Genomic DNA, 26,897 nt, shown 5'->3' on the forward strand with positions numbered 1-26,897 from the left:
GCTGTCTGTTCATGACGAACCGAGGTCGGCCGCCACGACCCTCGCTCTCCCTCGGTATGGCGCCCAAGCGCCTACCCTGGGCGGGTCGGCCTGTGGCGGCCTGGGCGTACTTTGCTACATACAAGGGTGGGGGTGAGGGGTCTTCGCAGTCGCGGCATCCGCGTACTTCGACGCCCCCTCTCCCCTGCCCTCTCCCCGCAAGCGGGGCGAGGGAGTTCAAAGGCGCGAGGGAGTTCGAGAGCAGAGCGCAGCAGAGCGCAACAGAGCGCAGCAGAGCGCAGTGAAGCGCAGTGGAGCGCAGCGTCACGCCATCACGGCCTTGCCAGCAGCCTCTCGACTTCCTCCGGCGGCACCGGCTTGCAGAACCCGAATCCCTGCATCAGGTCGCAGCCCATGGCGATCAGCGCCGCCTCGTCGGCCTCGAGCTCGACACCTTCCGCCACCACCGTCATCCGCATCGCATGCGCGACGCGCACCATCGACTCCACCAGCATCCGCGAGTCGTCGTTCGCCGCCATGCCGTGCACGAAGAACCGGTCGATCTTGATCTTGCGGCAGCGCAGCCGCCGCAGGTACGCCAGCGAGCTGTACCCCGTCCCGAAGTCATCGATCGCCAGCCCGTAGCCCAGCCCCTGCAGCGTGAAGACGAAAGAATCCGGCTTGTCGATGTCCTCGAAGTTCAGGCTCTCCGTCAACTCGAACTCCACCTCCCGCGGACTCAGCTGCAGCGCCTTGAGCTGCTGCAGGAAGCGCTCGCGGTGCTGCGGCTTCCTGCACTGCTCCCACGACAGATTGATCGCCACCGGCGGGCACGCCAGCCCGAGCGCCTTCCATCGATCCAGGTCCAGCCGCAGCTGCGCCAGCAGCGTCAGCCCCAGCTCCACCACCAGCCCCGAGGACTCCGCCACCGGGATGAACTCCACCGGCGAGACCCAGCCGCGTTCCGGGTGATGCCAGCGCGCGAGCGCCTCCAGGCCTCGGATGCGGCGGCCGGCGTCGTACTGCGGCTGATAGGCCAGCCGCAGCTGCCCCAGCACCAGGCCCTCGCGCAGATCGTTCTCCAGCGCCAGCCGCGACTGCAGCATCTGCCCCAGCTGCGGCGTGAAGAGCTGGAAGCTGTCCTTGCCCATCTGCTTGGCCTGCCGCATCGCCGCATCCGCGCAGCGCATCGCGTCGCTCGCCGTGCCCGCCTGATCGGGCAGCAGCACCGCGCCGGTGCTCGCGCGCAGGTGCAGCCAATGGCCGTCGAAGAACAGCGGCTGCGCCAGGCCGCTCTGCAGCCGCGCCGCATACGCCTGCAGCGCCGCCGCGTCCGGCCGCGGCGACAGCAGCACCGCGAACTCGTCCGCCGAGAGCCGCGCCGCCATGTCCCCCGGCCGGCACAGCTGCCGCAGCCGCTGACCCGCCGCCTGCAGCGCCGCGTCGCCAGCGGCGTGGCCGAACTGGTCGTTGATCTGCTTGAAGTTGTCCAGGTCCAGCAGCAGCAGCGCCGCCTGGCTGTCGTGGCTCAGCACCTTCTCCAGCAGCTGGCGCAGGTGCTCGCGGTTGGGCAGGTCGGTGAGCGCGTCGAAGCGCGCCAGATAGCGCGTGCGGCGCTGCGCTTCCTGCATCTCGGCGCGCAGCCGCTTGGACAGCAGCCAGGCCAGCGCGCCCGTCGCGGCCAGCGTGCCCAGCGTCGCGCCGATGAACTGCAGCAGGTCCCACCACATCGGCAGCCGGCTCGCCTCCAGCGACAGCGTGCCCACCACGCGCTCGTTGGCGAGCACCGGCACCTCCAGCGCCACCTGCCCCGCCCAGTCCTCGAAGCGCGAGCGCTGCGCCGGCGGCCGCTGGTAGACGCTGAACAGGCTGCCGTCGCGCTTGAGCAGCCGCGCGCGCAGCGTGGCCGGGTTCTGCTTGAGCGCCTGCAGGATCTCGCCGCCGTCCTCGCGGCTGTCGAAGACCAGCGCCGCGGAGGCCGTCTGCGCCACGATGCCGGCCTGCGTGCGCAGGTCCTCGAGCTCGCGGTCCTGCAGCCGCCAGTACTGCATCGCGCTGAGCAGCAGCGCGAAGGTCAGCAGCGCGGCCAGCGACACGGCCAGCTCGCGCCAGCGCTCCAGGGCATCGAGGATCTTGGGGTTCATGGCGAGGTCGAGGGATGGCGCACGAAGCGCGCCAGGCGCAGCAGCTTGGCGCTGATGGTGAGACCGGCGCGGCGGGCCGCGTCCAGGTCGACGTCGAAGACGATGCGTCCGTCCTCGACCTGCAGGTTGAGCTCGGCGCCCTGGTCCAGCATGCCGGCGGCGTCGGACAGCACGAGCAGCGGCGCATGCTCGATCGCCGCGCGCCAGGCGGGACGCGGCTCGGCGAGGTAGAGCACATGGCAGCCGCCGAGCTGCTCGGGCCGCGTGACGCGGCGCACCTCGATCGCCAGGTGCCGGATCGGGCGGCCGGCGAGCGACTGCATCGCGGTCTCGAGCGCGTTGTCGGCGGCGGTGCACAGCTGCAGCGCGCGGCCGGTCTCGCGCTCGGCGGGCCAGGTCACGAACATCAGGGCGCGGTAGGTCACCTCGGCCTTCAGAGTGTCCGGGCCGGTGCCCTGCGCCAGGGCCGGCAGCGGCGACAGCGCGCCGCCAACGCCGAGCCCTGCGAGCAGCGCGAACAGGGCGAGCCGTGCAAGCCGTGGAAGCAGCGCGGACGGCGCGGGCAGCCAGGCGAGCGCGAGCGCGGGCCGCGGCGCCGCGAGCCGCTGGAAGCGGTCGCGGAGGCGGCATGCGGGGAAGGCGCGGCGCATCGGCATCGTGGGGGCGGTCAGAAGGCGATGCGCCAGTCCAGGCGCCAGGTGCGGCGCGGTTGCGGGATGAGGTCGAGCTGGGCGTCGGGCGACGAGGGGTCGACGTTGGCGCGGTCCAGCAGGTTGTCGGCGTGCAGCGCCAGGCTCTGGCGCGCGTCGAGGCGGTAGCGCAGATGGGCGTTGAGGAAGGCTTCCGTGGGCACGCGCACGCGGCCCTGACGCGAGCCGAGGGCGGTGCCTTCGACGCCGAGCTGCCACTGGCGCCATTCCGGCGTGATGAGGTGGCCCTTGACCATCCAGCTGGGCGCGTTGCTCAGGCGCTCGCCCTGGTCGTCGCGGGCGTGCATCCATGAGGCGCTGGCGCGCCAGAGCCAGCCGCCGCCGCTGCGCTGCTCGACCGAGAGGTCCATGCCGCGCAGGCTGACGCGGCCGCGGTTGACGAACTGCACGGGCGCGTCGAGTGCGTCGCTGAGCGGCTGTTGCTCGATGAGGCGGTTCATGCGGGTGTCGTAGACGTTCAGGCCCAGGGCCTGGCCGGTGGGCAGCAGGTATTCCCAGGCGAGCTCGGTGGAGCTGAGCCGCTCGGGCCGCAGCGCGGCGTTGGCGAGCTGGGACACGCCGCCGTCGTCGTAGAAGCGCTCGTAGAGATTGGGGCTGCGGAAGGAGCGGGCCCAGATGAGCTTGAGGGTCTGGCGCTCGTCGGGGCGGTGGACGAGGACGGCGCGGGGCGAGAGCGCGGGCGAGAAGCCGCGCGCGTGGTCCAGGCGCAGGCCGGTGGTGAGCTGCCAGGCCTGGGAGATGCGCCACTGGTCCTGCGCGAAGAGCGCGGCGGAGTCCTGGGTGACGTGGGACTCGAGCGTGGACTCGTAGGGGTCGACCTGGTAGTAGCGCTGGACGCCGTAGGGCGAGGTGCGGAGCTCGGCGCCGGCCATCAGTTCGTGGTTGAGGAGGCCGCGCCAGAGCACGCGCGCGTCGAGCGTGAGCCATTGGGCGTAGGCCTCGTCCTTCTGGATGAGGTCGGGGGAGAGGCCGTAGACGTAGCGGCCGCGGAAGTCGTACTGCGACAGGTTCAGGCGCACGCTGCGGCGCAGGTCGTCCTGCCAGCCGGCGTCGTAGGCGGCGTCGAGCATCAGCTGGCGGTCGGTGTAGCGGGTGCCGGAGACGCCGGGGACGGTGCCGTAGGGGGCGGTGGGCACGTCCTTGTTGCGCTGGACGGCCGACATGGACAGGCGCCACGGGCCGAGCCGGTATTTGGCGAGCACGGCGGCCTGGCGTTCGCCGTCCAGGCCGCGGATCCAGCCGTCGGGGGTGCCGAGGGAGGGGAGGAAGAGGTCCTCGCCGCCGTTGCGCTGCAGGTTGACGCCAAGGAAGAGGTCGCCGCCGGCGGTGCTGGCGGCGCCGTAGTGGAGTTCGGCGCGGCGCAGGCCGTTGGCGCCGGCGCTGGCCAGGGCGGAGAGGCCGGGGGCGTCGGCGCCGTCGAGCGTGACGACGTTCACGACACCGAGCAGCGCATTGCTGCCGTAAATGGAGGAGCCGGGGCCCTGGACGAGTTCGACGCGCTTGACCCAGTCCGCGACGATGGGGAATTCGAGCTGAGGGAGGCCCTGGTCGTAGATGGCGTCGTTGACGCGCTGGCCGTCGATGGCCATGAGGACGCGCGAGGAGTAGTCGCCGGGGCGGCTGAAGCCGCGCACGCCCAGGGTGCTGTAGCTGCGGGTGTTGCCGAGGTAGATGCCGGGGAGGCGGCCGAGCATGTCGCCAACGGTCTGGTGGCCCAGGGCGAGGGACTCCTGGCGGGTGAGGACGCTGACGGACGCGGGGGCGTCCATGAGGCTCTGCGCGTAGCGGGAAGGGCCTTGGACCTCGCGCTTGAGCAGGGCTTCGAGCTGGTCTTCGTCGTCGGGGGTGGAGGCGGCGGCGGTGGCAGCGCTGGTGGCGGGCGCGGGGGCGACGTCGGGAGGGGACGCGGTGGCGGCGGTGGGGACGCTGAGAAGAAGACCGAGGAGTTTCCAGACGGTCCGGGCGGTCGAGTACTTCACGGTCGAGGCCCCGCGCGGACGCGACGGGAAGAGATGCGGAGGGCGGCAGCTTATCGGCGAGGCGCCGAAGCGGCGCTGTCAGAGTTCACGGAAACGGCGAGCGGGCCGGGCTCGCGTTTTGCCCAGGCGCGCGGATCGTTCGCCAAGCGTTCCTCCGGCTCTGCTGCTGCCTAGGGCGCGGGGGGCACGCTCACGCCGAGCTCGCCCTGAACGACCGGTTTCATCGTGCCGTCCTTGTTGTAGCGGAGATGCTCGACGGTCACGGCGCGCCTGCCGATGGCGCCCTTGGTGTCGCCGATCGTCAGCGTGGCGTTGTGGAGGAACAGGTACCACTGGCCCTTGAACTGGGCGATGCCCGGGTGGATCGTGAAGCTGTTGGCGGCCGGTCCCGTCAGTTGGCCGCGATAGGTCCAGGGGCCGGTGATGCGTGGCGCGGTCGCGTAGGACACATGCTCGCTGCTCTGCGTCTTGCGGTCCCATGACGCATAGGTCAGGTAGTAGAGATTGCCGCGCTTGTGCAGCCATGGGCCTTCTTCGAAATGCGGCGGCGTGATCTCGAGGATGGGTCCGTCGATCTCGATCATGTTGGGCTTGAGCTTGGCGAGGTAGCAGTTGGCGTTGCCCCAGGCCAGCCAGCTGGTGCCGTCGTCGTCGGTGAACACGGTGGGATCGATGTCTTCCCAGTTGTGTTTGCCCTTGGGCGTCATCTCGTTGGTGATCAAGGCGGAGCCGCGCGCGTCGACGAAGGGGCCGGTCGGCTTGTCGGAGACCGCCACGCCGATGGCCTTGCCGGGATGCGTGCCATCGTGCTCGACGGCGGCGTAGAAATAGAACTTGCCGTTCTTCTCGATCGCCTGCGCCGCCCACGCGTCCGCTTGCGCCCATTTGAAGTCCTTGAAGTTCATGAAGTTCATGATCGGTGGATGCGCCGTCCATGTCTTCATGTCCTTGGTCGAATAGACCAGCCACTCGCGCATGTCGAACATCTGTTCGCGCGGTGCCTCGTCGTGCCCGACGTACAGGTAGAGCGTGTCACCGACGACCAGCGGGGCGGGGTCGGCGGTGAACTTGTCGCGGATGATGGGGTTGGTGCCGGCGGTGTGGTCGAGCCGGACCTGTGCCATCGCGGGAGCGGTGACCGCGAGCGTGCATGACGCCAGCCAGGCCAGGCAGATGCTGGCGCGACGGTTCTTCAAGAGCATGTGCTTCACTCGGGTGGTGTCCTTGCCGGCCAGGGGCCGGAGAGTCGATGGGCGTTCACGTGGACGGCCGGGATGGCGGTGTCAACGGCTGAAGGTCCAGTGATCGAAGTTGAACAGCGGCGCATCGCCGGCGCCCCGGAAGACCAGATACAGGTCATGCGTGCCGGTTGCTGCGGACACGGGCACGCTCTGTCGCTGCCACTCGTCCCACCCGCCCGTCTTGGCGACGGTCAAGGTGCCCAGATGGGGGCCGTCCAGGCTGTCCAGGCGAAGTTCGATGGCTCCGCCACCGGCTTCGCTGGCGACATTGGCCGTGAAGCGCTTCGCGCCGCCGCGGCCGAAGTCCACGCGATTGACCTTGATGTAGGTCAGGTCGGTGATGCGGGTGACGTACATGCCGACCTTGTCGCTGCGGGCCGTCTTGAGGCCGGGCGCCCAGCGGAAGGGGCGGTCACGGTCCCGCTTGATGCGGCTGGTCCAAGCGATGGTCTCGGCTTCGACGCGGGCATAGGGATTCAGCGGCTGCAGCGGTTCGACGCCCCGCTCGTCCCACCACGGCAGCATCTTGATCGTGCCGTCGGCCTCGTAGGTCATCCTGGCCACGGTCACGGAGCGGCGCTCGCGGTGCAGGGGCGTGTCGGCGAAGTTGAGTTCGTAGTTGAAGCCGAAGACATAGGTGCCGCCCATGAAGTCGATGATGCCCGGGTGGTTGCCCGTCGCATTGGCGTTGTGGTCCATGATGTGGCCCTGGTGGATCCACGGTCCGGTGGGCGTGTCGCTCATTGCGTAGCCGATCCCCTCGGGGCAGCAGGTGGAGGCGAAGGCCATGTAGTACTTGCCCTTGCGCTTGTAGAACCAGGGTCCCTCCTGATAGTCCTTCGGCGTCGGGCTGATCTGCGTGATGGGTCCGGAGTAGGACACCATGTCCTCGTTCAGCTTGACGTACCAGAGCTTCGGATTGCCCCAGTACAGATAGGCCTGCCCGTCGTCGTCGACGAACACCGTCGGATCGAAGAACCCGTCGCCCGGCTCGATCAGCGGCTTGCCGAGCGCGTCCTTGAACGGTCCCTCCGGCCGGTCGGCCACGGCCACGGCGATGACGTTCCTGGGATTGCCGGGGACGGTGATGGGCGCGTAGAGATAGAACTTGCCGTGGCGTGCCACGACTTGCGGGGCCCAGGCGTCGTTGTGCTGGTTCGCCCAAGGGAAGGTGGCGAGCGAGGCCACCACGCCCCTGTCGGTCCAGTTGGACAGGTCGGTCGAGGTGTAGAGGCGCCAGTCGCGCATCTTGAACCAGCCGGGCGCGTCGTCCTCATCGTGGCCGGTGTAGAGATAGACGACGCCCTCGTGCACCAGCGGGGCCGGGTCTGCCGTGAAGCTGGTCTGGATGATGGGGTTCTCGGCGTGCGCTGGGGGAGCGGTGGCGCAGAGGGCGGCGCAGGCGGCGAGCAGCAGGCGGCGGAGCGTCAGGTGGACTTGGTCTTTGATGGAAGGTGGCATGGGAGCCTTCGACCGGGGGGTCGTCTGTCGTTGACAGTCCGCGAGGCGGCTGGGTGTCGAGCCGGCGAGGCCTGCGGCCCGGGCTCCAGGCCGCGCAGCTTACGGTTCAACGCCAAGGACGACCGATGAAAAAAACTTGGCTGCGATACCGTTTCGACACGAGGCTGCGAGCGGCCCTGCTCCGCGAGACGGGGGGAAGGAGCTCGTGCGCGACGGCGTTCTTCGCAGCGGCGCCGCGCGGGATCGACGGCGCTGCGGCGCCTAAGCGAATCGCAGCAGGAACTCGGCCGTCTCTTCCGGCGCTTCGCCCATCAGGTTGTGCCCGGACGCCATCACTTGCACGTCCCATTGCGGGTCTTTGCGCAGCCGCTCATAGGTCTCGGTGAACGGGCTGTGCTCATGCCGCGAGGCCCACGCCAAGCCCCGTCTGGCCACTCGCTCGACGCCTCCGCGCCGGAGCGTCAGCGGCTGGGTGAGCGTCGCCAGCGGCTGCGCCACGAATCTCGCATCGCGCTGCTTGAGGAAGGAGGGCGGCTCCGCGGCTCGTCCGTCGGCGGCCATGTTCTTGATGAACAGTTCCCGATAGAAGTCCCCCGCGAGCGCCCAGCAGGAATCGCCGTCCTTGGGCACGTAGGCGTCGAGGAACACCAGCGCCTTGAGCCTTTCCGCGCATCGATCCGCCACGCCGGCCACGACCATCCCGCCATACGAGTGGCCGCACAGCACGACGTCCTTGAGGTCCTCGCACTGGAGGATCTGGACGATGTCCTCGATGTGCGTATCCAGATTCACCGGCGCGATGGCCAGGTGCTGCCGCTCGCCGAGTCCCGTGAGCGTGGGACGCCAGACGGTATGACCGCGGGCGCCCAGACGCTGCGCCTGATCGGCGAAGCCCCAGCCGCCATGCCAGGCGCCGTGGACGAAGAGGAAGTGGGACATGCCGCGACTCTGAAACTGAGGTTGCGATGCCAGTGCGCAGCAATCGGCGAGCCTGCTCGATTCGCCCCGGATCCCGCCACGGCTCCCACCGCCGCCGCCGCCATCACAAAGCCGCCGAGACCACCGCAGCCGCAGCCACTCGACATGGGCGGCGGCGGCGGATCCGGCAGCGTGGGGGCCACCCGCCCGATCGCCTCGCCCGGGTTGTACGGGCGGAAGGTGCTGGCGTTGTTGTGGATGTTGGCGACCTTGTTGGGGATCGACAGCACCTGCCCTTCGACCAGCGTCTCCGTGCCGCGCAACCCGTTCGCGTCCGCGATCAGGTACCACATCGCCGCGTCGCCCCACACGCTCTGCGCGATCGAGCTCAGCGTGTCACCGCCTCGCACCGTGTAGCTCGAGGCCGTCGCCGGCGGGTACTCCGGTCCGATCGGCTCGTAGTTCTGGTCGAAGTCCACGCTAGTGACCGGCGTGGGGTTGCTCAGGCGATTGAGCATTCGGGTCCATCGCGAGAAGGGCTTTGACGCACGGCTGAGCGGCTCCGCCAATCGCCTGGTCGAGCCCCCTCGCTCCAAGGTCGGCAAGGCATTTCCGACATTGCCAAGCAAAAGAAAGCCCGCTCGGCGCGGGCTTTCTGGGTGCTCAGCAAGTCATACGCTTGCTTCGAATCTTTGTCCAATTAGATTTCCCGCTCCTGAACTTGACAGTTTCTGCAGGAACTGAAGCCAGTGGTGAATAGCACCTTTCGCCTCAGATATCGAAAACTGCTTAGGCTGCCCGTCGCCAGAAGCCAGTTCTGGTATGTTCTCATTAGAGACTACGATCACTCCAATGTTGGCGCGCGGAGCCGTTAACCAGATATTCTTATCGTTTGCACTCCAGTCCGGCAACTCGGCATTTGGTGGCCGGTAGCTACCAGATTGCGCCAAAGTGAGGAGCGCATCCAGTTTCTGAAGCTCTTCTGGACGAGACTCAGAAATCAGATCAAGCAATGTGTCGGTCACGGCACGGTCAATACTCCCGTCATCGCGGAGTCCATAGAACTGCGGGATGGGCGAGCCGCTCGGAAGCTTGAACACTTCAGCAATGATTTTCATGGCGTATAGATAGGATAGCCGCGCCACAAGGGCATATTTGCAGTAGGCGGGAAGAACCTGAAGTCTACCCCGCTTGAACTACCAAACCAACTTCCATTCGGTAGTTGGGCTCGCGAAAAAATGCCTGACTCATTTCGCCCTTGGCTCGAGCAAGTGACCAATCATCCGGAGTGAGACTTGAATAGCCTCCATTATTGGACTTTAAATAGAAGTTCCCGTCAGGACCGAGCAGGTTGATTTGAGCTCGCATCGAGCCGTTGGCACCAACAGTCTCCGTACCCGGAACGATGTTCACCATGGGCGACGTAGAGAAATGTCCACCCTTGGCTGAATACGTGCCATTTGGGTTGAGCTTCACGTCGGCCTCGATGTGAGCGAAGTCCACTTGACCTCTCGCCTGCTGGTAGGCGGCTCTAAGGTCAGCCCAGGGCGAACCAGCCCGGTTGTTCGCTGCGATACGCTGAAGGGCAGACGCCTCGGCGTCTACCACCCGATTGATTGCGACAACATCCCCGACACTGGTCAAGCCTCCGGCATTGCCAAACTCATTTCCCGGCCTTCGACACTCCCTCTTGATATTTTGGATTCGGAATGAAATCTCCGACTATCTTCCCGTGTGCATCAACCTTCCACGCACCAACAATTGCCTCTGGCGGAACATATTCAGTTGCCGAATACGTTCCTTCAATCTTGTACACCCAGCCCTCCGGATTCGCCAAAGCTTCCTGAACGATTTCCGGCGTCACGTCGTGGGCCCCACTACTTTGACTCATTGCAAGCTCCTAATCCATGCAGCGTAGAACTCGCGTTGCTCTTGCACAGTCGCAATATCTTCAATAGATGCAGGTTCGAAGGTGTCCACCATATCGCTACGCCTCGCTTGGTGGCCTGACCTCAGCACATAAACCTTCCGCCCTCCGCCCATCTCGGAGGACATACGCGAAGGATAGGCGTTGAGCCGCGCCCCGTTGCAAAGCAGACGACATCCAGCGGCCTCCGCGTCGATGCGCAGTTGAGTAAGCGCAGCAAACAGGCTATCGCCCTGAGTCTCGACCGTTCCGAGCGCCGGACTCCGCGCGATAAGCCTGAAAGGCGCCATCGGTGAAAAGTCGACTTGGCAGTCTTCCGTTTGGCCTGACGGCAAAGAAACCTTTAGAGCAACGCTTTCCATGTATGTTCTCAACCAGGGTTATATGCCGGGTTCTTAATGAACGGGCCGCTAAATCTTCCACCCGCCCCCACAGGCTTCGCCCCCAGAATATCAGAAGGCTGAATCCCTCCAGGCACTGCAATTTCGAGCTCATCAGGGAATGGACTTCTGGTACCTAGTACAGCATTGACGTCGATTCCGTTTGCCTGCCCGCGAATGGTGTAGACGAACCCACCGCCTTGCTGCTCTGCAAGGTCTCGTGCGATGTTGGGGCTCGTCGATGTCGGCACGAACACGCTCGGTTCGTTCTCCGAAACGTACTTGAAGAGGTCAGTGTTGGTGCCGCGAGGCTGAAGACCTTCAGCGAAGATGGCACTAGGGTCACGAGCGTCGCCGCGGAAGATAAACGGCAGTCGAGGCGAGCCGGCGCCCGTCGCGACCGCGTCGGTGCCGGTCAACGCAGTATTGCCAAATACCAAAACGCCCGCGGAGGGCGGGCGTTTTGGCACAGGCTAGTTTGGTCGAGCCGGGTTTGAAAATCTCGCATAAGAGGGTGCTTTTCGCCAATCGCTATCGAAGGCGTCAATGAGCCTCCAAAGAAAGTCCTCTCGCCGAGCAGCGAAATAATCGTGTTGCTCCTTCAACGCAGCTTCCTTCACCTCAAGCCAGCAAAGCTCGTGCATGCAATAAGCTAAGGCATCAACAGAAAGCTCAGACGGTCCAGCAGCTCGAGCATGCCGGTAGCTATTCACAATCGAGCAAAGCCTTTCGGACAGCTCGACTCTTGACGATTCATGCGTCTTCAGGAAGACGAGCAAGTCCTCGTAGCCCTGCTCTATCGCCAGCGCATCTTCGTCTTTGTCCTCTGCCTCTCGCACTCGCTCGCACAGAGCTCGGAACTCATCAATTTGGTTTGAGGTCATTGCTTCTTCACCCAGCGGCCAAGTTTGAAATCAAACACCTTCTCGGTGTAACTGGTTACTGTAAAACCGGCTTTTTCAAATGCAGCCGTCGCCGCACTTTGCGCCGACTCACCCTCAGGTCGGTAGTGACCGGAAGCATTATCAAGCTTAACCTTTCCTCCGTAGGTATGCCCTTCACCTGCGGCTATAACCGGATTTCCGCCGCCAGTGAGGTCATAGTGACCATACTCGCCATTCCTAGGTATCGGGGACATCACCAAATTGCCGTCCGGCTCAACGACATAAAGAAAATCGCTTGAACGTGGTCCTCCGGCACGCCATGGAGCGAACGGCCGCGGGCCACTTTCAGGAATCTGGTTGTTGAAGACGGTGGGCGCCTTCGGTCCTGCGGCACCCGCAGTCGCGGCTGCGTCGATATTGCCAAGCCCCCCCGTTCGACCCGCCCCTTGGACCCGGGCCGCCATCATCGGCCCAGTCGCCGCCAGAGCCAAGTCCGGCATGCTTCTACCTAGCGCGTAGCTGTCGTTGCGGTATAGCGCGTTGATCGGCGCAAATGGTGCCGAGACCACCCCCTTGATCAGCGAGCCTGCTGTGCCAGCCACGCCGTTGCTATCAATGGACTGGTAGAGGGCGCTATGAGGGCGGTAGAAGGCATCCGCGCCCGTAGCCAGATTCCAAATCGCCGCGCTGCCCTTTCCAAGCGTATCAGTCACCGTCGTTGCGGCCTCAATGGTCGCCACGACCGGACTTTGAAGGATGGACAAAGCCCCATCCCCCGCTCCGCGAAGGAACTTTCCTGTTGGATTGAACGTCAGGAAACCAGACCATTCGTCCATTGACGTAATCGCCGGCTCAATGCGTTCGCCAGAAATTGACTGCACCTCCCCAGCCGAAGATCCGGACAAGCTCAGGATGCGGGTTTCCGGCCGACTCGGAGCAGAAACCGGACTCCCACCCAAATCGGAGATGTAGACCGCCCCCTTGCTCTCCCTGATCGTGATCCGTCCGCCGCCGATCGACGCGCGATCAGCCGCTGCGATCTGGACATCATCGGGGTTCGCTCCCAGGGGCTCATGAGACTGTGCGCCGTTGAGCAGCTCCACGGTCCTGTCGTCCAGCTCGAGGGCCGTCGACGTTTCCGCGTTGCTGAACCTCAGTTCGCTTCGCGCCACAGCGTTGTCTTGATAGACGCTGCTCGCTGAGTCGAAGCTCTGGCCAATCCCGTCGCTCATGCCCCGCGCCAATGCAGCGGCGAATGCCACCCCCAAGCGCGAGCGCGTCTCTGCGGTGTTCAGACCCAGCACCTGGCTGCTGGCCCAGGAGCCGCCAACCGCTGCGCCGGCAGACACCGCGAACCGCGTGAGACTCTGGTCGACGCCGCTCATCACGTCCGCGACCGCCTGGCCTGCGAAGTACCCCGCCCCCGCGCTCACCGTCGCCGCGCCTACTTCCCGCCAGCTCCATTTGCCCTGGATCGCCTGCGTGACCGCCGAGCTCACCCCTGCGCGCACGACCGCGTCGGTCACTCGGCTCAGCGTGCTGGCATTGGCAGTGGCCGATGTCGCTCCCGGCGCAGGTCCGAAATAGGAGCCCACGCCCGCCGTGATTCCAGCCGCCAGCGCGGATTGGCCCACCGCCTTCCAGCTGAACTTCTCGACGTTCCCTGTCGCCATGCCAACGACTTGACTCGCGATGGCGCCGGCGGCCGCACCGATTGCCGCTCCAGCCACCATCGCCGCCGTCCCCGTGACCGTCACGCCCGCTGCCGATCCCCCGGACAGAACCGCCAAGCCCGTGTTGAACGCGCTCGCGCCCGAGGTCGTAACTGCTCCAAGCGCTTCAGCAGCTGCGCCTGCGGTGTAGATCGTCACCACCACGGCCACCACAATCATTACGAACGCCCCAAGGCCACCGCAGCCGCCGCCACTCGACATGGGCGGCGGTGGCGGATCCGGCAGCGTGGGGTCCACGCGCCCGATCGCCTCGCCCGGGTTGTACGGGCGGAAGGTGCTGGCGTTGTTGTGGATGTTGGCGACCTTGTTGGGGATCGACAGCACCTGCCCTTCGACCAGCGTCTCCGTGCCGCGCAACCCGTTCGCGTCCGCGATCAGGTACCACATCGCCGCGTCGCCCCACACGCTCTGCGCGATCGAGCTCAGCGTGTCACCGCCTCGCACCGTGTAGCTCGAGGCCGTCGCTGGCGGGTAATCCGGCCCGATCGGCTCGTAGTTCTGGTCGAAGTCCACGCTCGTGACCGGCGCGGGGTTGCTCAGGCGTTCGCGCTGCTGCTTGGGCGTCTCCGACGTGCGAGCCAGTTGCTCCGCGTACGACACCCGGCTTGGCCCATCGTTGCCGATCTCGCCAATGCGCCGGTTCGCCGCGTAATAGAACCGACGCTCATACGTCAGGCGATTGTTGCGAATGTCCTCTCGCCGCAGAACGAGTCCTTGCGCGCTGTTGAAGTAGTTGACCGTTCGCGACTGTCCCTCGACCAGTTGGCTCTGATGCCCGTTGGTGTTGTAGAACAGCTGCGAGGTCGCGTCGCCTCCCGGGCCATGTTTGGTGATCGTCGATTGCTTTGCCGAGTCCCAGTACGCGTACTTGTAGGTCGTGCTCACCGCCGCTCCCGCATTGGGATCAGCGGGCAGGGTCTCCACCTTGGCCAGCGCTCCGAAACCACCGCCCGAAGCGGCCGTTTCCAACCGGTCGACGTAGTACTGATACGTCGTCGTCCCGTTCTCCCCCGCTGTGGCGCTCCCCGACACGGTTTCCGACATCTGTCGGTTGTCCTTGTCGTACACCATGTCCCGCGTCTTCGAATAGATCAGGTGACCATCGGTGTCCTTCTTCCACAGCCGCATTTGCGCCGTCCGTCCCAGCGCGTCGACCCGGCGGCGCGCCACCAGTTGGCTGTCGATCAGCGTGTCCTCCAGGTAACCATCGGTCGAGTAGCGGTACTCCTCGATCTGCCGGGCGTTCGCCTTGAGCGGGTCCGCCACGTCGGCCTTGATGCGCTGACCCAGACCGTCGTACCAGAGCCTCACACTGTCCTTGTCCAGGACGATGGAGCCGTTCGTGTCTCCTGCCGATGTGCCTCGCATCGTCAACTGGCCCATGGACACCGTGAATCGGTTGGCCGCGTCGTACTCGTACCAGAGCTCGTCGTGCGCCTCAAGTTCTCCGGAATAAGGGTTCCAGTAGGTGGTGATCGCAGCGCGACGGTTGCCCACGGCGTCGTACTCGTAGCGCAGATCGTGTGTGCCGTCGGTGCCTCGCACCCGCGCCAGGCGATTCAGTTCGTCGTACTGGATGTCGCTGCTTTGGTATCGCGCGAACTTGGCCCCGCCAGGCAACCGCTCAAAGTAGGCCTCGACCGTTCGATTGCCGGCGTTGTCGTAGCCGTACTCGCTGATGGTGCCAGCGCCGGCATCCGTCACGCGAAGCAGCATGCCATTGAGCAAATAGTCGTAGGCGATATCCTGCCCAGCGTTGCTGGTCTGGGAAGCCAGGCGGCCGGCCCGGTCGTAGACATAGGTGTACTTGCGCCCTCCGAGATCCTGATGCCAGGTCGTGCGGCCGAAATAATCGATGTCATCAGTCAGCAGATGTTCGACGTCATCACTCAACGGTCCGTCATCCGCCTGTCTCGTCGTACGCCGGTAGCCGCCTGTGTCGACGTTGCCTGCCCCGCGGATCGCTCGGCCGCTAGCGCCGACTTGAATCCACTCGTACTTGTAGGACGTGACAGCGCCTTGCGCTGACTTTGTCGAGACAACGCGCCCCAGCGAGTCGTAGAACGTCAAGCTCGTGAATCCAAGGGCATTCGTCTGACTGATCCGCTGACCCAGCGCGTCGTACGCATAGCTGTCGGTCAGCGTCGACCCCACAGCCGCGCTACCGCTGAAGTTCTCGACACGTTGGATCCCGAGCCGGCGGACCACGATCAGTCGACCGAGCTTGTCGAAGTCCTGCTCAATCTCGACCTTCGGAGCACCGGCCAACACTTCATTGCTCAGCTTGCGCGCATCGCCGAAGACGTCGTAGCGCGTCTCGCGGGTGTAGTTGTCCGGCGTCCACTGGACCGCGGCCTGTTCGCTCGCAGCGAGATAGCTCTGCCGCGTCTTGTTGCCGTTGGCATCGATCGACGCGACCAATCGCCCCTTGAGGTCATAGCCATACGTCGTGATCGGAGTGATCCGGCGCACAAAGCCGTTGGCCAAGGTCTCGAAGGTCTGAGGCTCCGTCTTGGAGATCAACTTGCCCAGCGCGTTGTACTCGAAGCGGGTGCGCAGCGCACTGGCATCGAATGTGAACGTGCCAAGATTCGCCTTCTTGTAGATATTCAGCATCGCCTGCGCGCGCTGCTGCGTCGCGTCGTCGTATTCCTCGACGATCTCCCCGAATGCGTTGTAGGCCTGGTGCCGCACCACTTGCGCGCGCGCGTCCAGCGCCGCCACGTACTGCTTGACCTCGTACGTCGATCTGTCGCCTTGGCCGCCCAACTGGATTTCTCCACTCACGACGATGGGCTCTCCCCCCTCGTCTGCGACTGCACCACCGGCCGTATTCAGCACACGCAGCGTGTACTGGTGTGACTCCGGCGTCTCCACGACCTTACCGCCGAAGGGCTGGGCCCAGGTGTAGATCATGCGATCGACCGTCCACACGCCAGTCAGCGTCACCGTGGTCGTGCCATCGATGCGCAGTTCAAGCTTGGTGGCATCGGGCCGGTTCTTCGGTCCTTGGAGGACGATCGGCTGCAATGGCATCCGATCAGCCACGGTGGTCCCAGGCACCACCTTACCTGTGCCTTCGATGCGGAAGCTGCCGCGTCCCTTGCTCGTCAGGACGCCACCTTCAAGCCGCTCGTACGTGTAGTCGAAATCGCGAGGATTTCCTTCCGGCGATCGAAGGTCGTCTAGTTTGAGCCAGAGTTGATCGCCAACGCGAACGAACGAACCTGTTTGTGGCGAGCCTCCGCCGCGCGGCGTCATCGTGACCGACATCGTCGTTCCCGCAGACGCAGGGAACCGAAGGAAAGAGGTCTCCTTGATCTCTCCATCGCCGGTATAGGTTGCCAGTCCGCTGCCATTCACCGAATAGTGACCGGCACCGACATACCGAATATTTCCTGTCGCATCCCGGCCTTCGAAGGTGATCTCGAAGTTCTTGCCCCACTCCGCCTGAGGAATGTTCCATTGGAAGGCGCCATCCTTCAACGTAGCGACGCGATCCTGCCACTGCCCACTCGGAGTCTCTCTCACCTTGAGAGTCGGCAGCGTCGCAGCATTCGGGACGGTCAGCTTGACCATGCCATCGGCGAGCGCGCGGCTCTGGAGCCCACTCACCGTTGCCATGCCTCCGGCGGACAGCGAGATCACGCCAGTGAAGCTCGCAGTGGCTCCGGCATAAGCGATCGAGATGTCGCCTGGCCCCCATTGAGTCAGGAGACCTGACAGGTTGAGATTGAGATAGCCATCGCTCGACCACCGCCCAGCATCGTTCGCGGCAAACGACACCTGCTTGTCTCCGCGGTTTAGCACTATCGAGGCCTCCAGGCCGACGGGCACAGACAGCTTTGCCACCGGTTGGTAAAGCACCAGGTCGTTGGTAGTGAAGCTTGTTGATGGCCCGACCCTGAATGCCCCTTCTCCCGCTCCGATCAGCAGGGTGTTGCCACTAACAGAACCGGAGATCCGGTAGCTGAACGACAAGTCCTTTGCTGTGGTGCGCATCAGCGCGAGGCCCGCTGGCAGCTTGCTCCAGAGGATCTCGAACCTGAGCGCATTGCCGGCACCAACCACTGAATACTGGTCAGTCGACAACTGCACACCGCCCACCCGCAGATCGATGGCGCTCCCCGGTGGAATGCTCGTCAAGGAATTGCTTAGCGCCAGGGGCAGCACGATGGTCTGGTCTGCCAACTTGACCCGGGTCAGAGTGTCTTGCACGAGAGCGAACGGCGGCGTGCCCGTATCGCCGCGGAACTGGCCGCTGTATCGTGTCGCCGCATTGCTTGACGACTCCACCATGAAGTCCAGAACCTGTCCGTTCGCAATCGGGAGGCTGGCCGTAGAGAGCCGGCCACCCGTGAAGCCGATGGACGACCAGTTGTCGTTCGTACCGGCATTGCGATACCAAAGCGTCGCCCCTTCCCCATTTCTGAGACTTTCGAACTGGAGGTAGTTCGTTCCCTGAATGCTCGTGTAACGGATCTCGGGTGCCGGCACGTCCGATGCACTGCTGATCAGCAGGCCTCTTGTGGAGCTGACGTTGACCCTCGTCGAGGTCGCTTTGACGAGTGAGCCGTCCGTCCTGCGCCAGCGCACGACCACGTCGATATCCGATCCCTGTGGACTCCCGAATGACGACAGGTCCACGACGCGCGTGTCGTTCGTGCCGGACGGATAGGCTGCTCCCAGTGGCGCATCAAGCACTCGCTCAACCCGGCCGCTCTTGACAGTCACTTCAGGGGTCAACGGCTGACCTCCCGTGTCGCTCTCCTGGGGAACGATCAACTGCGGTGACTGCCATTCGACAGACCATGACTGATCCCATTCGTAGCCGTCGCTGCGCTGAAGGCTCGACCGAATCACGAGCGTGGCCAGCTTGAAGCGATTCGAACCCGACACGGCCACCAAGTCATACGGAGTAGAGCTCGTGTTGCCAACGCCGGGGCCGGAGATATCGAGTGCCTGGGTGCCTCCGCGGGCCATGCGGTACGACGGAGTTGAGGAGCCCTGTCGATAGAGTTCGTATCCGAAATCCGGGAACGACGACGGCATTGTGAAATCCACGCGCGCCAGCGTCGGATCCGGACTGGCCTGCCACGACTGTTGACTGCCTGACCAATCCAGCCGGACTCCGATCGGCACCTGACCGCGTACAGCAGTCCCTTGGGGCCAGACACCATCGGGTCCGTAAAGTGCGCCAGAGACAGCGCCCGATTTCGGCATCTGCGGCACGACCGCCGCGCCTCCCGCCGTAGGTTGTGGCGAGAGAACGCCTCCAGAGCCACTCGCCTGATTCGCGGAGCTTCCTCCTGTTCCGGTCTGAGTTCCGATGGCGCCATACAGGGGCGCCAACTGCTGTGTCACTACGTCGCGACGCCGCGCGACGTCGGTCTGGTAATCCACCGCAATCTCGACCGTCTTCAACAGTTGATTGCGACCGTCGTGCACGCTGAACGTGTGGTTCAGATTGACCAAGTCCTGCGCAGCGTCGGATATCGACTTGTTGCGCAGGTCCACCGACGCAACGCCACTGACGATCTTGCGCGTCGTGTTGCCATTGCGGTCGTACAGGAAGATGGCGATCGCGCCGCCCTCGCTGTTGTTGCGCTCGACCTTGCCCAGCACGTTGTACTCGGCGAACTCCTGCCAACCGTCTCCCAAGCCTTTCCCAGTGATCTCACCGAAGACGTTGTAGCGAGTGCGCCGGATCTCACCAGTCTGCAGGTGCGTCGCATCGCCGTCGTATTCAGCGGTCACGCGGCCTGACAGGTCGTAGGCATAGCGTTTGACGATGTCAACGCGGGTCTGGTCTGCCCGCAGCACCGATTTGGCCGTCGAGCGGCCGATCCGGCCCAGCGAATCAAGTTCAAGCAGCGTGTAGTTCCCCGCCGCATCGACCGTTCCAGTTCGGTCGCCGTTGGCGTTGTAGCCATAGGCAGTGATCCGGTCGTCGCTCTCCGACGCGGCGTCCAGCCCGCGCTGGATCGATCGCGACACCAGGCCCAATCCGTTGTACTCCGTCTCGGTGACCGGTGTGACCCAGCGCCCCTGGTAGTCAAGGAATCCGGGAGCGACGCGACGCGTTTCGCGGCCAAGCCTGTCGTACTCGATGGTGGTCTCGTTCCAGACTTGCGAGTTGCCGTCGGGGGTCAGGCCCACCAGGTCGCGTTGCTTCTTGACGTTGCCCAGCCCGTCGTACTCGAAGGTCGAAACCGCATCCATCGTCGCGGCATTCGCCGCGCCGGACGAGCCTAGGTAGGTGGAGGCCACACCCAGCACGCGTCTCTCGACAACTCGGCCGACGCCATCGAGCACGAACGTCGTTGTGCGGGCACCCGTCAGACTCAGCCCGGCACGCAGTGCGGCCGGGTCGCGTACCGCCACAGGCCGAGCTGTGTCGTTCTGCGTGCTGTAGGCGGCTACGCGCGCGGCGTACTTCACCTCGGCCGTTGGCGCCGACTGGAACCCCTCGTAATCCCAGCCAACCGCATACGACTCCTGATCGATGCGCAGCACTTTGCGGCCGACCTTGTCGTAATAGGTGTAGACCGAGTTGCCCCGGCCGTCGATCTCTCGAACCACGTTGCCGGCTGCGTCGTACTCGACCCTCTGAAGGCGCACGCTCGTGTAGTCGGACAGGCCCGACAGGATGTCGTTGCGCGCCGGATCAGCTTCCCAGTAGCGGAAGTTGTCCCGCGTCTTCTCCACGAGACGGCCGAGCTCGTCATAGCTCGATCGCGTGATCCGGTCCGCAGCCGGCACGGCCGACGGGGTCAGCGCAGTGACGGCCTGCCCGGGCGCCGGAGACCCCACTCGCGTGCTCATTGCGCGCTCAACCAGCACATGACCGGCGGCGTCATACTCGTAAGCGGTGTAGGCGCCATCGGCCGCCACCTGCGCGATCTTGTTGCCCGCCGCATCGAACTGGCTGAAGGTGTGCGCTCCATCAACGACCCGCTCGTTCACCCAGTTTCCTCGCGACACCTGCTCGACCACACGCCCCAGCGCGTCGTAGCGTGTCCATTCGACCGGAATGACGGTGGATGCTGTCTGGCTCGCGCCATCGAACGCCGTGTAGGCCGTGCCGATTCGATGCGTGAGGCGGCCTGCCTTGTCGTAGCGATAGCGTGTGACGCGCGTCTCCGCCAGCCCGTCGGCCTCGACGGAGGACGTGCGGTTGCCGAAAGCGTCATAGCCGTACCGGTTCACGACCGCGCGGCCGTTTGCCGTCACTGGCAAAGCTTCAGTGACCGTATTGCCAAGGCGGTCAGTATTGAACACCGCAGTGCCGCCCACCTTGTTCGTCACCGCCTTGTCGAAGCGGTTGCCGTTCACGCCGTAGCTGGTGGATTCGGTAGCCAGGCGCGACGCGTCGGTCGTCGACGTCAGTCGGTCCAGCCGGTCGTAAGCATTCGTTGTCAGGGCGTCCTTGACGTGATCGGTGGTCGCGGGCGCTTGGCCTACCGTCGGCGCGGCGATCCGGTTGTAGTAACGCCGCACCGATGCGATCTGATTGCTGCCCGCGCCCCAATAGGTCGTGCGCGCCGCATACCCCTCCGGGTCCACTTGCAGCGTCACCCGGTTGAGTTTGTCAAAGTAGAAGTACCCGGCGTTTCCCAGCGGGTCGGTGACTTTCACCGCGTTGCCGAAGGCGTCGTATTCGCTCGACGTGCGCAAGCCCATCGCGTTGATCGTGGCCGTGCGACGACCCGCCGCGTCGTACTCATGCCTGGTGGTGTACTTGTCCAAGAAGGCCTGCCGGTCCGCCGCCGTCAGTTGCTCGGCGGCTTCCGGTTTGCCTTGCCGCAGGCGTTCCGCGCGCGCCCAGGCGCTGTTGGCGCTCGCCAGCGCAACACCTCGTGCCTCGACCTCCGTGACCAGCCGCCCGTTCGCGTCGTAGCCATATCGCGTCGTCGATGCCGCGTCGGTATCCTGCGCGAGGGTCTTCTCGACCACATGACCCGCGTCGTCGTAGACATAGCCTGTCTTCGTCGCCTCGGCGCGGCCGTACGCCGAGACGCTGACCTTCAGTCGGCCGCCTGCGTCATATTCATTGCGTGTCTCCACGCCCATCGCGTCGACGGTACTCAGTACCCGCCCGGCCTTGTCGAGCTCGACACTGCTGGTGTGGTCGTCCGCGCCCGGCGCCGGCGCCGCGTCCACCGCGACCTTGCCGGCATAGCGGATCGTCGTGGTCTTCAGCCCCTGGTAGCGCATCTCGGTGACGAACCCTTCGGCGTCGTACTCGTAGCGCAGCCGGCCCGCGTTGTCGTAGCGGAAATTGGTGACCCTGTCCTGCGCATGCGTCGCTGGCGTCCCCAGCGTCGCCGCGTTCCAGTCCGCGCCCGCCGAGCGCAGCGCCTGCATCTTGGCTGCATCAGCCGCCCGCGCAAACGCGGTCTTCTGGCGCAGATTCCCCGCCCCGTCATACGCCAGCACCGTGATGCCGCCCTCGGCATCCACCAGCGCCGCCGTGCGGCCCAGCGCGTCATACAGAGTGCTCGTCACACGGTCGTTCTCATGGCTGGCCGGCGGTGCAGCGCCACCGTCCATCCAGGCCACCGTGTCCGCCACCGCCGTCGCATAGGCGATCTGCTGCTTCACGCGCCCCACGCCGTCGTAGCGGAACTCCACCACCGTGCCCGCGGCGTCAACGCTGTACTTGACGCGCCCGTCCTTGTCATAGACCCGGCCCGTGACCTCGTCCTTGGCCGGCATGCTCGTCAGCTGCGCGGCCACGGCCTCGCGCGTGGGCGCCATGCCCAGCCCTGCGAGGACCGACGCGCCCAGCGGCGTGGCCAATCGCGTGACTCGGCGCTCGCGTCCCTCGCCGTCGTATTCGGTGTAGCGCACCGCGCCCATCGGATCGATCTGATAGACGAGTCGATTCGCGTCGTCGTATGCGTAGAGCGTGCGCGCTCCAGCCCAGTCGGTGCTCGATGCCAGGCGCCCCGCCGCGTCATAGGCATACGTGCGGGTCAGGTTGAGGTCGGCGGCACTGGCCCCGGCGTCCGTGATCTCAGCAACGCGGCGCCCCAGCTTGTCGTACTCGTAGCGCGTGACGACACCATTGGGGTCGATGACCTTCAAGGTGCGGCCGTTGGCGTCAAGCTCGTAGCGGGTCGTCAGTGCCAAGCCTTGTGGATCCTGCTCGCTGGGGTCCACGGTGACGGACACCAGCCGCCCCGCGAGGTCGAAGCGCTGCAGCGTGCGACGGCCGTCGGCTTCGGTGGTCAGCACCGCAGTGCCGCTGTCGGTATCCTGGTAGTCGTAGCTGGTCGTCAGTGTCAGACCGCCGTCGTCGATCGTGCGCGACTTGATGCGGTTGAGCGCGTCGTAGGTGAACTTCGTCACCGTGCCATTGGCATCGGCGCTCTCCGCCACGCGTCCCAAGCTGTCGTACTTGGTGCCGGTCGCATTGAGCGGCGTCGTGATGGTCTTGAGCTCCCCGTTCTCTGTGTACGCGTAAGTCGTCGCGACGTTGTTGCCGTCGATGCGAGTCTCCACCTCCCCGAGGCGGTTGCGCGTCACGCGGCTCTTGATGTTTTCCGGGGTCGTCACCTCTACCGTACGCGCGGCCAGGTCATAGCGATAGACCGTCGTCTGGTTGTTGCCGTCGGTCGTCGCGGTGATCCGATTGAATGCATCGTAGGCGGTGGTGCGCAGGGTCTTGCCGCCGTCCACCGTCTGAACGGCGCGACCAATGCGGTCATAGCCGATGGTGGACTCGACATTGCGAGCGTCCGTCGTCTTCACCACCCGCCCGAACGCGTCGTACTCCGTCTTCGTCAGCGCATTGAGTCCGCCGACGTCGTCCGCGCGCGCCTTCAGCAGGCCGCGGCGGTCGTAGGCCAGAGACTGCGACACGACCGTGCCATCGAGGCGGACCTGCGAGGTAACGGAACTGGCCTCCCCGAAGGCGTTGTAGCTGGTCGAGGTGGTATAGCCCAGTGCGTCCGTCGTGCTCTTGAGCCGACCGCGCGCGTCATAGTCGAACACGGTCTGCGCGTTGGCATACGGCTGTCCGCCAACGCGCTGGTTCAGCAGTTCCTGCACCGCGTTGCGGATCGCGGTACTGGCCAGTCCGCCGCTCAGCGCGTTGAGCGTCGTCGCCCCGAGGCGACCACCGTAGGCGATCGTCTTCACCAGTTGGCCCAGACCGTCGTACTGGTTCTCCTGCACCTCGCCCAGCGCATTGATCGTGTGGGTGAGCTGACCGTCCTCGTTGTAGAAGAAGATCGTGCGCTGCGTGCTGGCGCCGTCGGAGACCACCTGGCTCGTCTTCCGGCCGGCCGCGTCGTAGGTGTAGAGCGTGCCGTACTGCGCCCAGATCGCGTCCACCTGCGACTGCGTCTGGCCGTCGGCCAGCAGCGCAGCGCCCCGCGCGCTGAGTTCGCCGATCACGCGACCGAGCGCGTCGTAGCGGACCTTCTGCGTGCGCGCCTCGGCCGTGCCCGCCGCTCGGGTGGTGGAGACAACGCGCCCCATGTCGTCAAAGACGAAACGTGTGACGGTGCCGTCCGCGTCGGTCTGCTCGTCGAGTCGACCCAGCGCGTTGTAGTGCCAGAACTCGGTGCGGTCGCCGCCCAGGCCGGCGGTCGCCGCCGGACGCCAAGCTCCCGCGCCCGCATCAAAGGCGGTGATCTGCGCCGCCGTCAGTTTCGCCGCGTAGCGTGTGCGCTGCGCTACGTTGCCACGATCGTCGTAAAGCTGCTCGGTGACGTAGCCCTCGGGGTCGATCTCGCCAAGGAGGCGGTTCTGACCGTCGTAGACGTAGCGGGTCGCCTGATCTTGGGGCGAGGCGGCCGCCGGGCGCAACTGCGCCAGTGTGCCAGTTGCTCGCTGCGCCGTGGGCGCCGGATCTGCATACCGCAGACGGGCGATCACACGCCCGGCCGCATCGTATCGGTACTCCACCAGGAAGCCCTCGGCGTCGAGTTCCCCCTGAAGCCGGCCCTCGGTGGAGTAGAACTTGCGCGTCACGCGGTCGTTGTCCGCATCGGCCAGCGGCGTCGCATTGGTGACCGTGGGACTGGCCGCGAATGCTGCCAGATCGATCGCATTGGCGTAGCGCACGGTGCCGGTGACACGTCCGGTGCCGTCATAGCGGGTCTCGGTCACGAAGCCGGCCGCATCGACGGTGCGCGTCGGACGTCCCGCAGCGTCATAGAGAGTCCATGCGCGCTGGTCCTTGGCGCTTTCCGCAGGACGGATAGCCGCCAGCGTCGGCACCGCAGGCGGGTCGGCCCAGGCCGGATTGGGTGACGTGCCCGATAGCGCCGCCAGTGGCGTCGCGTACACGATGGTCTGGATCGGCCGCTGGGCTACGTCATAGCGGAACTCCGTCACCGTACCGTTGCCATCGATCTCGGCGACCTTGTTGGCCCGCTCGTCGTACAGATACCAGCGCAAGACGCCGGTGGCATCCTGGCTCTTGTAGAGCAGCCCACGTCCGTCGTAGTAGTTCGTCGTCGTGCCCAGCGCGTTGCCGTTCTGCGTCCGGCTCACCCCCAGCAGCCGCCCCATCTTGTCGTAGGTGCTGACGGTGACCAGGCCGTTCTGCTCGGTCACCGTCGAGACGTAACCGCTGCCGCCTTCCTGATGAACATAGCTTGTGAGGATGCCGCCCTGCTGACGGCTCAGCACGCGTCCCAGGCCGTCGTAGGCGTAGGCGACCGTGGCGCTGGCGCCATCGGTCATCGTCAGCAGTCGACCGGCCGCGTCGTAGGCGTAGACGACAACGCGCGCTCCGGCGGCTTGCCCGTTGCCCGCTGCATCCGTGGCCGCGTAGGCGGTTTCGCGCAACTTCTGGCCACGCAGGTCATACACCGAATCCACGCGGCTGGTTCGCGCCTTGTCCGCGCCGTCCACCCAGGTAGCCAATTGCGCTTCGGTGGGCGTCTGCGAGATCGTCAGCGCGCTCACGTTGTAGGCGCCGCCAAGGTAGGTGATCGTGCTTGTGGGCAACTTGCCGGTGTAGCGCAGCTCCGTGACCACGCCCTCCGGGCTGAGTTTGAAGCGCAGCTTGCCTTCGGCATCGTAGACGTAGCGCGTCGTGGCCGGCGCCGCCGGTTGGCCCGTGCCATTGCCATCCGGGTCGGCAACGGCATAAACCGTCTCCGTAGTGACCAGCCGGTTCACGTAGGTGCGGCGCACCGTGTTGCCCGCCGCGTCCCGGACCAGGATCAGATTGTTGTCAGCATCGTAGTTGTAGACCGTGACGCCGCGGTCGTAGCCGGTAAAGGTGGCCTGGTTGTCGGTCGTGTAGTACTCGATGAAAGTCCGGATCGTGTCGTTGGTGACCCCGTTGTTGGCACCTTTGGAGGGATGGCTCTGCTTGAGGCGGCCGGTGCCGTCGTACCAGAAGTCCGTCGTGAAACCTCCAGGCTGAGTCACGCGCAGCGTGCGGGCGGAAGTGTTGTACTCGTAGGTCGATATCTGGCCATCCGCGCCCCAGCTCTGCGAGAGGCGCGCCAGCCCTTCGCTGACGACCCACTTGAAGGTCTGCGAGGTACCGTCGCTGTTGACGATGCTGCGAAGCATCCCGTTGGTGATGTCGGTCGAGGCGACATAGGTGTAGTCGGTGGTGTAGACCTTGCCATCGGCAATGGTCCCGTCCGCAGGCGACAGGTCCACCGACACACGCGAGAGCCGGCCGTTGGCGTCGTAGGCATACAGCGTGCTCGACACGGTCCGGTTTTGCTCGTCCACCACGCTGACACGCTGCAGGCGATCGCCGCTGTACTCATAGACGATACGCCCGCCGGTGCCTGCGGCGTCGGCCGACATGCCCGTCAGGTGTCCGCTTGCGTCGTAGCTGAAAACGGCGTTGAGCAGCGTCGGCGAGTTCCAGCTCAGCAGCCGGCCTGTGACGACATCGAATGCACCGGACTGCGGCCCGTTGCTGAAAATGGCCTGCTTCCCATCCCCGCTGAGCGTGAGATAGGTGTCGGGACCGGAGCTGGTCGTGCTGACGTAGCGATTGGTGACCCAGGTATACAGGCGCTCGGCCCCGTCCTCCTCGGCAACCACCACCGTGCTGCCGGCTGCTCCCCACGCGCCCGCCGTGAGGCGCATGGACTGGCGCACGAAGCCGACGATCCAATTGTCACCGTTGTCGTCGTTGAAGCTGCCCCTGCTGTTGTAGGTCCGGAGTGCACGAAGGTCGGTGCCAGCGGCCGCCAGAACGCCGTCCTGGTCCTGCACGATGAGGTTGCCGGTGTAGCCGTTGACGAAGATCTGCGTGTTGCGAAGACCCAATCCGCCCTGATTCCACACCCCGGCTTGATTCACCGTCCCCGTGTAGGACGTGTAGTTCAAGCCCAGACCGCTTCCGTTGACAACACCGACCATCTCGTCTGTCCCTTTGATTGCATCGCCGAGGCGGGACGGATTCGCCCTTGAACGCCTCGATACGAGCAATACATCTCGGGATTCGCGATGCGGTTTAGGCCGTGTCGATATCAGCTTGTAACCAATCGCAAAGGCGTCGCTAGGTCGAGAGTGCCTTCTTTTCCCCATCGCTAAACCGCAGCTCCCAG

Annotated in this window: 12 protein-coding genes and 1 pseudogene; all 13 read right to left on the reverse strand. The window is 65.2% G+C overall.

What is annotated here, in order from left to right; genetic code table 11:
- Positions 1-311: 311 nt before the first annotated feature.
- Positions 312-2,123 carry an EAL domain-containing protein gene (locus ABDW61_RS09530; RefSeq protein ID WP_343638222.1) on the reverse strand — a complete coding sequence of 604 codons (1,812 nt, stop codon included), beginning with the start codon at positions 2,121-2,123 and terminating at the stop codon, positions 312-314.
- Positions 2,120-2,779 carry a YfiR family protein gene (locus ABDW61_RS09535; RefSeq protein ID WP_343638223.1) on the reverse strand — a complete coding sequence of 220 codons (660 nt, stop codon included), beginning with the start codon at positions 2,777-2,779 and terminating at the stop codon, positions 2,120-2,122. The genes ABDW61_RS09530 and ABDW61_RS09535 overlap by 4 nt, the downstream gene beginning before the upstream one ends.
- An 11-nt stretch (positions 2,780-2,790) precedes the next feature.
- The gene (locus tag ABDW61_RS09540; protein ID WP_343638224.1) at positions 2,791-4,812 is read right to left on the reverse strand and encodes a TonB-dependent receptor; all 2,022 of its coding nucleotides are present in this window, start codon (positions 4,810-4,812) and stop codon (positions 2,791-2,793) included.
- 170 nt (positions 4,813-4,982) lie between these two features.
- Positions 4,983-6,014 carry a glycoside hydrolase family 43 protein gene (locus ABDW61_RS09545; protein ID WP_343638225.1) on the reverse strand — a complete coding sequence of 344 codons (1,032 nt, stop codon included), beginning with the start codon at positions 6,012-6,014 and terminating at the stop codon, positions 4,983-4,985.
- 81 nt (positions 6,015-6,095) lie between these two features.
- Positions 6,096-7,514, reverse strand: a complete 1,419-nt coding sequence (locus tag ABDW61_RS09550) for a glycoside hydrolase family 43 protein (protein ID WP_343638226.1) — start codon at positions 7,512-7,514, stop codon at positions 6,096-6,098.
- A gap of 261 nt (positions 7,515-7,775) precedes the next feature.
- A complete protein-coding gene (locus ABDW61_RS09555) occupies positions 7,776-8,453 on the reverse strand; it encodes an alpha/beta hydrolase (RefSeq protein WP_343638227.1) in 678 nt (225 codons plus the stop codon).
- A 266-nt stretch (positions 8,454-8,719) separates the two neighbouring features.
- Positions 8,720-8,950 (reverse strand): annotated as a pseudogene (locus ABDW61_RS09560) (LysM domain-containing protein); the annotation flags it as partial.
- 153 nt (positions 8,951-9,103) lie between these two features.
- On the reverse strand, positions 9,104-9,550 hold the full coding sequence (locus ABDW61_RS09565; protein ID WP_343638228.1) for a hypothetical protein: 447 nt from the start codon (positions 9,548-9,550) through the stop codon (positions 9,104-9,106).
- A 64-nt stretch (positions 9,551-9,614) separates the two neighbouring features.
- Complete coding sequence (locus tag ABDW61_RS09570; protein WP_343638229.1) at positions 9,615-9,935, reverse strand: hypothetical protein; 321 nt, start codon at positions 9,933-9,935, stop codon at positions 9,615-9,617.
- 160 nt (positions 9,936-10,095) lie between these two features.
- A complete protein-coding gene (locus ABDW61_RS09575) occupies positions 10,096-10,323 on the reverse strand; it encodes a hypothetical protein (protein ID WP_343638230.1) in 228 nt (75 codons plus the stop codon).
- Positions 10,324-10,729: 406 nt separating this feature from the next.
- On the reverse strand, positions 10,730-11,158 hold the full coding sequence (locus tag ABDW61_RS09580; RefSeq protein ID WP_343638231.1) for an enterotoxin A family protein: 429 nt from the start codon (positions 11,156-11,158) through the stop codon (positions 10,730-10,732).
- Between the two features lie 54 nt (positions 11,159-11,212).
- Complete coding sequence (locus tag ABDW61_RS09585) at positions 11,213-11,623, reverse strand: hypothetical protein (protein ID WP_343638232.1); 411 nt, start codon at positions 11,621-11,623, stop codon at positions 11,213-11,215.
- Entirely contained in the window at positions 11,620-26,676 is a 15,057-nt protein-coding gene (locus ABDW61_RS09590; RefSeq protein WP_343638233.1) for a LysM peptidoglycan-binding domain-containing protein, read from the reverse strand. The genes ABDW61_RS09585 and ABDW61_RS09590 overlap by 4 nt, the downstream gene beginning before the upstream one ends.
- Positions 26,677-26,897 lie beyond the last annotated feature (221 nt).

Origin of the sequence: Roseateles sp., assembly GCF_039595595.1 — a bacterium.
Taxonomy (GTDB): domain Bacteria; phylum Pseudomonadota; class Gammaproteobacteria; order Burkholderiales; family Burkholderiaceae_C; genus Roseateles.

Coding starts and splice junctions, on each gene's coding strand:
- ABDW61_RS09530 (WP_343638222.1), bottom strand. CDS start 2,123: ATGAACCCCAAGATCCTCGATGCCCTGGAGCGCTGGCGCGAGCTGGCC.
- ABDW61_RS09535 (WP_343638223.1), bottom strand. CDS start 2,779: ATGCCGATGCGCCGCGCCTTCCCCGCATGCCGCCTCCGCGACCGCTTC.
- ABDW61_RS09545 (WP_343638225.1), bottom strand. CDS start 6,014: ATGCTCTTGAAGAACCGTCGCGCCAGCATCTGCCTGGCCTGGCTGGCG.
- ABDW61_RS09550 (WP_343638226.1), bottom strand. CDS start 7,514: ATGCCACCTTCCATCAAAGACCAAGTCCACCTGACGCTCCGCCGCCTG.
- ABDW61_RS09555 (WP_343638227.1), bottom strand. CDS start 8,453: ATGTCCCACTTCCTCTTCGTCCACGGCGCCTGGCATGGCGGCTGGGGC.
- ABDW61_RS09565 (WP_343638228.1), bottom strand. CDS start 9,550: ATGAAAATCATTGCTGAAGTGTTCAAGCTTCCGAGCGGCTCGCCCATC.
- ABDW61_RS09575 (WP_343638230.1), bottom strand. CDS start 10,323: ATGAGTCAAAGTAGTGGGGCCCACGACGTGACGCCGGAAATCGTTCAG.
- ABDW61_RS09585 (WP_343638232.1), bottom strand. CDS start 11,623: ATGACCTCAAACCAAATTGATGAGTTCCGAGCTCTGTGCGAGCGAGTG.